The following is a 2,635-nucleotide window of genomic DNA, read 5'->3' as shown; positions in this document are numbered from 1 at the left end:
CCAACACCGCTTAGGTGTTGTATGGTTAAGCCTCACGGGTCATTAGTACAGGTTAGCTCAATGCCTTACAGCACTTACACACCCTGCCTATCAACGTTGTAGTCTCCAACGGCCCTTTAGGACCCTCAAGGGGTCAGTGAGAACTCATCTTGATGCTCGCTTCCCGCTTAGATGCTTTCAGCGGTTATCGATTCCGAACTTAGCTACCGGGCAATGCCATTGGCATGACAACCCGAACACCAGTGGTTCGTCCACTCCGGTCCTCTCGTACTAGGAGCAGCCCATCTCAATTCTCAAACGCCCACGGCAGATAGGGACCGAACTGTCTCACGACGTTCTAAACCCAGCTCGCGTACCACTTTAAATGGCGAACAGCCATACCCTTGGGACCGACTTCAGCCCCAGGATGTGATGAGCCGACATCGAGGTGCCAAACACCGCCGTCGATATGAACTCTTGGGCGGTATCAGCCTGTTATCCCCGGAGTACCTTTTATCCGTTGAGCGATGGCCCTTCCATTCAGAACCACCGGATCACTATGACCTACTTTCGTACCTGCTCGACGTGTCTGTCTCGCAGTTAAGCTGGCTTATACCATTACACTAACCGTACGATGTCCGACCGTACTTAGCCAACCTTCGTGCTCCTCCGTTACTCTTTGGGAGGAGACCGCCCCAGTCAAACTACCCACCAGACAGTGTCCCAAGACCCGATTCAGGGCCCATGGTTAGAACATCAACACTACAAGGGTGGTATTTCAAGGTTGACTCCACGACATCTGGCGACGCCGCTTCTAAGTCTCCCACCTATCCTACACATGTAGGGTCAATGTTCACTGCCAAGCTATAGTAAAGGTTCACGGGGTCTTTCCGTCTAGCCGCGGGTACACAGCATCTTCACTGCGATTTCAACTTCACTGAGTCTCGGGTGGAGACAGCGTGGCCATCATTACGCCATTCGTGCAGGTCGGAACTTACCCGACAAGGAATTTCGCTACCTTAGGACCGTTATAGTTACGGCCGCCGTTTACCGGGGCTTCGATCAAGAGCTTCGTCCGAAGACTAACCCCATCAATTAACCTTCCGGCACCGGGCAGGCGTCACACCGTATACGTCATCTTACGATTTTGCACAGTGCTGTGTTTTTAATAAACAGTTGCAGCCACCTGGTATCTTCGACCAGCGTCAGCTTAGGGAGCAAGTCCCATCACCAACACCGGCGTACCTTCTCCCGAAGTTACGGTACCATTTTGCCTAGTTCCTTCACCCGAGTTCTCTCAAGCGCCTTGGTATTCTCTACCCGACCACCTGTGTCGGTTTGGGGTACGATTCGATGTTATCTGAAGCTTAGAGGCTTTTCCTGGAAGTATGGCATCAATGACTTCATCACCTTAGTGACTCGACATCGTGTCTCAGCGTTAATAAAGACCCGGATTTTCCTAAGTCTTCCGCCTACGCACTTGAACCAGGACAACCAACGCCTGGCCCACCTAGCCTTCTCCGTCCCCCCATCGCAATAACACCAAGTACGGGAATATTAACCCGTTTCCCATCGACTACGCCTTTCGGCCTCGCCTTAGGGGTCGACTCACCCTGCCCCGATTAACGTTGGACAGGAACCCTTGGTCTTCCGGCGTGCGGGTTTTTCACCCGCATTATCGTTACTCATGTCAGCATTCGCACTTCTGATACCTCCAGGATGCCTTACAGCTTTCCCTTCAACGGCTTACAGAACGCTCCTCTACCATGCACACAAGTGTGCATCCGTAGCTTCGGTGACTAGCTTAGCCCCGTTACATCTTCCGCGCAGACCGACTCGACCAGTGAGCTATTACGCTTTCTTTAAAAGATGGCTGCTTCTAAGCCAACTTCCTGGCTGTCTGAGCCTTTCCACATCGTTTCCCACTTAGCTAGTACTTTGGGACCTTAGCTGACGGTCTGGGTTGTTTCCCTTTCCACGACGGACGTTAGCACCCGCCGTGTGTCTCCCGTGATTGCACTCATTGGTATTCGGAGTTTGCATCGGGTTGGTAAGTCGGGATGACCCCCTAGCCGAAACAGTGCTCTACCCCCAATGGTGAGACACGAGGCGCTACCTAAATAGCTTTCGAGGAGAACCAGCTATCTCCCGGTTTGATTGGCCTTTCACCCCCAGCCACAAGTCATCCGCTAATTTTTCAACATTAGTCGGTTCGGTCCTCCAGTACCTGTTACGGCACCTTCAACCTGCCCATGGCTAGATCACCGGGTTTCGGGTCTAATCCTAGCAACTATGGCGCCCAGTTAAGACTCGGTTTCCCTACGGCTCCCCTATGCGGTTAACCTTGCTACTAAAATTAAGTCGCTGACCCATTATACAAAAGGTACGCAGTCACGGAACAAGTCCGCTCCCACTGCTTGTACGTACACGGTTTCAGGTTCTATTTCACTCCCCTCACAGGGGTTCTTTTCGCCTTTCCCTCACGGTACTGGTTCACTATCGGTCAGTCAGGAGTATTTAGCCTTGGAGGATGGTCCCCCCATATTCAAACAGCATTTCACGTGTGCCGTCCTACTCGATTTCACTTTAAAGGCATTGTCGTGTACGGGACTATCACCCTGTATCGTGGCACTTTCCAGAGCCTTCCACTAACACC

The 2,635-nt window shown here is 52.1% G+C and carries 1 rRNA gene; it reads right to left on the bottom strand.

Annotated elements, in window-relative coordinates:
* Window positions 1–21 precede the first annotated feature (21 nt).
* Window positions 22–2,635, bottom strand: a 23S ribosomal RNA gene (locus tag K6Y31_RS21935); the annotation flags it as partial.

The organism is Motilimonas cestriensis (assembly GCF_021295315.1).
GTDB classification, from domain to species: Bacteria; Pseudomonadota; Gammaproteobacteria; order Enterobacterales; family CBDFNC01; genus Motilimonas; species Motilimonas cestriensis.
Note: the sequence above shows the minus strand (reverse complement) of the source record. Positions and strands in the feature narration are given on the sequence as shown.